The 5,443-nt window shown below is 35.6% G+C and carries 3 protein-coding genes and 1 pseudogene; 2 read left to right on the top strand and 2 right to left on the bottom strand.

What is annotated here, in order from left to right:
- Both ACY651_RS08190 and ACY651_RS08185 read right to left on the bottom strand, forming a co-directional pair.
- Window positions 1–209: pseudogene (locus ACY651_RS08190) on the bottom strand (IS1096 element passenger TnpR family protein); the annotation flags it as partial.
- A 157-nt stretch (window positions 210–366) separates the two neighbouring features.
- Window positions 367–1,827, bottom strand: a complete 1,461-nt coding sequence (locus ACY651_RS08185) for a CCA tRNA nucleotidyltransferase (RefSeq protein WP_462251544.1) — start codon at window positions 1,825–1,827, stop codon at window positions 367–369.
- A gap of 257 nt (window positions 1,828–2,084) precedes the next feature.
- Between ACY651_RS08185 and lon the strand changes: the two genes are divergently transcribed.
- Both lon and ACY651_RS08175 read left to right on the top strand, forming a co-directional pair.
- Window positions 2,085–4,484, top strand: coding sequence for an endopeptidase La (lon, locus tag ACY651_RS08180; RefSeq protein ID WP_462251542.1), 2,400 nt, complete (start codon window positions 2,085–2,087; stop codon window positions 4,482–4,484).
- A 462-nt stretch (window positions 4,485–4,946) separates the two neighbouring features.
- On the top strand, window positions 4,947–5,443 hold a 497-nt coding region (locus tag ACY651_RS08175; protein WP_462251540.1), incomplete at its 3' end, for a transglutaminase family protein.

The raw sequence follows: 5,443 nt of genomic DNA, 5'->3' as shown, positions 1-5,443 counted from the left end.
ACTTTATCATATTTCTCTAACGAAATTTCCCTGCCCTTTAACCAGTTATCGTTACTGCGGTAAAAAGTTGCTTTATGTTTTGAGTCGAACTCATAACTTTTTAAAATGCAGGTATGCAAATCAAAAAAACTTTGTGTATGACGGATAGCAATATCTCTGTAAATACTGTCGTCATCTTCCCAATAAATTCTGAAACGTAAAATAGCCATGGCGTAAAAATAAAGAATTAATATAGTAATTGAGAATTTGGCCTTGTAAATTTGGAATTAGGAATTTGGGATTGGGAATTTGGCAATACAATTGAAGACTTTAACTATTACAAACCAAATTACAAATTACCAATTACCAATTACTAATTCCCTGTATTTAGTTACCAATTCCCAATTCCTTTGCTTTCGAAATCATAAATGCAAAAGCAGCATCATAATCGTTTGTAATTTCTCCATCTAAAATGGCATCTCTTATAGCATTTTTTATAATACCCACTTTTCTATCCGGAGGTAAATTAAAAGTTTGCATTATAATCTCACCGGTTATGGGTGGCTGCCAGTTACGCAGGTGATCGCTTTCCTCCACTTCGGCACAACGCTTACGCACCATGTCGAAATTATTTAAAAACCGCTGCACTTTTTGTTTGTTTTTACTGGTGATGTCGGCTGCACACAAAGTCATTAGTGCATCAAAATCTTCACCTGCATCAAACAACAATCTTCTTACTGCACTATCAGTAATATTTTCTTTTGTCAGGCTGATGGGCCGCAAATGCATTTCTACCAACTTGCGTACAAATTTCATTTTTTCATTTTGCGGCAGTTTTAATTGAGCAAAAATTTTGGGTACCATTCTGCCGCCCAATGCTTCGTGGCCATGAAAGGTCCAGCCGTGACCTTCTTCAAACTTTTTTGTTGCAGGCTTGGCAATATCATGCAATATAGCTGCCCAGCGCAACCACAAATCGTTGGTGTTAGGTGCTATATTATCCAGCACTTGCAGGGTGTGATAAAAATTATCTTTATGCCCCATGCCATCAATATATTCTGCACCGGCCAATGCTACCATCTGCGGAAAAATAATTTTTAATAACCCACTTTTATATAACAAATCAAAACCGATAGATGGTTTGGGTGATAATACAATTTTATTCAGCTCATCCGCAATTCTTTCGCCACTAACAATTTTTATCCGCTCTTTAATATCTGCAATGGCAGCAAAAGTTTTTTCTTCAATAGTAAAATTTAACTGCGTTGCAAAACGAATGGCCCTCATCATCCGCAAAGGATCATCACTGAATGTTATGCCTGGCGCCAATGGCGTTTGCAAATTTTTTAATTCTAAATCAGCAATACCATTAAACGGATCAACCAGTTCGCCAAAATCATTTTTATTTAAACTTATCGCCATGGCATTAATGGTAAAGTCACGGCGATTCTGATCATCTTCTAAAGTACCTGTTTCTACCGCAGGTTTACGGCTTGCAAAATCGTAGCTTTCTTTTCTTGCACCTACAAACTCAATCTCAAAAAAGCCCCTATCCCCTGAAGGGGGAAAAGTAGAAGATTGAATTGAGTCATTGCCAATTTTTATTTGTGCGGTACCAAAATTTTTAAAAAATGCTACTTCAGGTGTTGGGTTAAATAGTGCAGCAACTTCGTGTGCTAATGTAATGCCATCTCCCACACAAACTATATCCATGTCTTTTGTATTGCGGCCTAAAATTTTATCTCTTACAAAACCACCAATTAAATAACAGGGCACATGTAACTTTTCCGCAGCAGATGCAATTTTTTCTAAAATAAAAAGTTCTTTATCGGTGCAATTGATGTACATGGAGTGCAAAGATAGCCCCTGTCCCCTTAAGGGGAACTTAGGCAGTTAATTTATTCGAATAGCAAACACTAATTCTGATTGAAATTTTTTAACACTAAGTTTGAAACTTTAAAAGTGCTGCAAATCATTTTAATCTTTGTAAGCCCCTTCAGGGGTTTGGGGTTGTATTGGCATCAATATTGACTATATACACATCCGCACAAATAATACAATTTTAACTGTGTGTTTTGACAAATTGACTATATATTGAGATTAATATGGATAAAAAATTTTATTTGCAGGGACCAGAAGATGAAATGGAGTTTATGCCGATCATACCCTTAAACGATGAAGAAGACCCAAACGTTGATGAACAGGCTATTCCAGACGAATTACCTATTTTACCTTTACGCAATACTGTCCTGTTTCCCGGAGTGGTAATACCCATTACTGTTGGCAGAGATAAGAGCATTAAAGCAGTAAATGATGCTTATAAGGCTGACAAATTGATAGGCGTGGTAGCGCAAAAAGACAGTAATGTAGAAGAACCAACCATTAGTGATTTAGAAGATATTGGAACAGTTGCAAAAATTGTTAAGCTGATAAAAATGCCCGACGGTGGCACTACAATAATTATACAGGGACGCAAAAGATGCAAGATTGAAGAAGTTACTACAGATGACCCTTATTTTAAAGCCAAAATAAAAATTTTAAATGAAGAAAATTTAAAAGGCGATGCAGATTTTGAAGCCATGGTAGGCAGTATTAAAGATCTGGCCGGGCAAATTGTTGGCCTATCCCCTAACCTGCCCAGCGAAGCGGCTATTATTTTAAAAAATATAGAGAACCCTTCTTTTTTAATTCATTTTGTAAGCAGCAATTTAAACAGCGATATAAAAGAAAAACAAAAGCTGTTAGAGATCAGTAACATTAAAGCAAGAGCTGAATTGCTGATGAATTTAATGCAAACCGAATTGCAGTATGCGGAGTTAAAAAATAAAGTAACCAATAAAACCCGTAACGAATTAGATAAACAGCAGCGGGAATATTTTTTACAGCAGCAAATGAAAGCCATTAAAGAAGAATTAGGTGGCGATAATGTGGCCGAAGTAAAAGAGATGCAGAAAAAAGCCGACACAAAAAAATGGCCTAAAGCTGCAAAAGAAATGTTTACCAAAGGTGTAGAAAAATTAGAGCGGATGCATCCCTCTACTCCTGATTATTCGGTAACGTATAATCATTTGGATCTGATGCTTGATCTGCCATGGGAAGATTATACCGAAGACCAGTACGATTTAAAAAAATCGAAAAAGATATTAGACCATGACCATTATGGCATGCAAAAAATTAAAGAAAGAATTTTAGAATATCTGGCCGTACTAAAATTAAAAGGCGATATGAAGAGCCCGATACTTTGTTTTTTAGGCCCTCCCGGTATTGGTAAAACGAGTTTAGGAAAAAGTATTGCAGCAGCCATCAACAGAAAATATGTAAGGGTAAGTTTAGGTGGTTTGCATGATGAAAGTGAAATACGTGGCCACCGCAAAACTTATATTGGTGCCATGCCCGGCAGAATTATACAATCTATACGCAAAATAAAAAGTAGTAACCCGGTAATGATACTGGATGAAATTGATAAAGTGGGCAGCACCGTACATGGTGATCCTTCATCTGCATTATTAGAAGTTTTGGATCCTGAACAGAACAATACTTTTTACGATAATTATTTAGAATTAGAATATGATTTAAGTAAAGTGTTATTTATTGCCACGGCAAACAACATCAGCAATATTCAACCTGCATTAAGAGACCGTTTAGAAATTATTGATTTAAGCGGTTATGCAGTAGAAGAAAAAATTGAAATTGCAAAAAGGCATTTAATGCCCAAGCAAAAAGAAATGCATGGTTTAAATGAAGCCAGTTTTAAATTAAGCGATACTGTTTTAGAAAAAGTTATTGAAGATTACACAAGAGAAAGTGGTGTACGGGAATTAGACAGTCAGTTGGCAAGCGTAATGCGCTACCAGGCAAAAGAATTAGTAATAAAAGGAAAACTAAAAGCTACCATTACCAACAACGATGTAGAAAAGATTTTAGGCAAGCCAAGATACAGTAACGATCTGTACAAAATTGCCAACATGCCGGGTGTGGCCGTTGGCCTTGCATGGACCTATGTTGGCGGCGATATTCTTTTTATTGAAACACAATTAAGCGAAGGCAAAGGCGAATTAAAATTAACTGGTAATTTGGGTAATGTGATGAAGGAAAGTGCCAGCACTGCATTAACTTATTTAGAAGCCAACTGCAAAAAAGTAAATATTGATGCAGCAACTTTTAATAAAAAAGATATTCATATACATGTGCCCGAAGGTGCTGTACCCAAAGACGGGCCGAGTGCAGGTATAACTATGCTCTCTGCTTTGGCCAGTGCTTTTACAGGCCGTAAAATAAAACCTTACCTGGCCATGACGGGTGAAATTACTTTACGTGGACAGGTGCTGCCCGTTGGTGGCATTAAAGAGAAAGTATTGGCTGCCAAACGTGCCGGCTTAAAGGAAATAATTATGTGCTGGCAAAACGAAAAAGATGTGGAGGAAATAAACAACCAGTATATAAAAGGCATTAAGTTTCATTATGTAAAAACCATGCAGCAGGTATTGGATTTGGCTTTGGTATAAAACTTTAAGTTTATATCAAAACTATTTGTGAAATATTAAGACCAATAAAACCATACTTTATAAAACATCGTAAATAAGCCTTTATAATTAATCAACATTTCATGTTGGTTGTTTTAAGGGTTAAAGAAATTCCCGCCGATTCTTCGGGGGGAATTTTTATTTTAGGGAGATGATGAGTAATAAATATCACTCATGAATTGAAAACTTCATCTTATTTCACTTCAACAGTAAAAGCAAAAGAGCTTAACAGTTAAAATAATTTATACAATTTCCATAAATAGTTATATAATTTTTGTAATTACAGTTCGTTTATTATGTAAGATGATATTATTGTTTTAAGAAATGGCTTACATGAAATACTGTTAGTTGGTGTGCCATAAACAAAATGTATAAAAAGTTAATCACCACTGTGGAAAATTTTAACTTCTTTATTAAGAGTCAATTTTCTACATTTAATTATTAATGAAAGAAAATAAAGAAATATCAGCATTACTGCACCTGATTGATGATCCGGATGAATATGTGTATAATACTGTAAGCGAAAAAATTATTTCGTTTGGCAAAGCCATTATCCCCAACCTGGAAAACCTTTGGGAAAATACCACCAGTGAAGATTTACAGGAAAAAATTGAACTGCTGATACACCGTTTACACTTCAGGGATTTAACCAACGATTTTACAGCATGGGCCGCAGGTGATGCCGACTTGTTAGAAGGTGCTTTATTAGTTGCCAGGTATCATTACCCGGAGCTGCAAAAAAATACAGTGCTGCAGGAAATTGAAAAATTAAAACGAAATATATGGCTGGAGCTCAACAGTTATCTTACCCCTTTAGAACAGGTAAATGTTATCACCAGTATTATCTATAATTATTACAAACAAAAAGGTGTTGAGTTTGCCTACAACAACCCCGATGATTATTTAATTAATAAAGCCTTAGAAAGTAAAAAAGGAAATGC

The sequence above is a fragment of the Ferruginibacter sp. genome (assembly GCF_031391665.1).
GTDB lineage: Bacteria > Bacteroidota > Bacteroidia > Chitinophagales > Chitinophagaceae > Ferruginibacter.
This window is presented reverse-complemented; position numbering and strand designations above follow the sequence as displayed.

Excerpts from the sequence above, each read along its gene's own strand:
- ACY651_RS08185 (WP_462251544.1), bottom strand. The coding sequence starts at position 1,827 with ATGTACATCAATTGCACCGATAAAGAACTTTTTATTTTAGAAAAAATT.
- lon (WP_462251542.1), top strand. The coding sequence starts at position 2,085 with ATGGATAAAAAATTTTATTTGCAGGGACCAGAAGATGAAATGGAGTTT.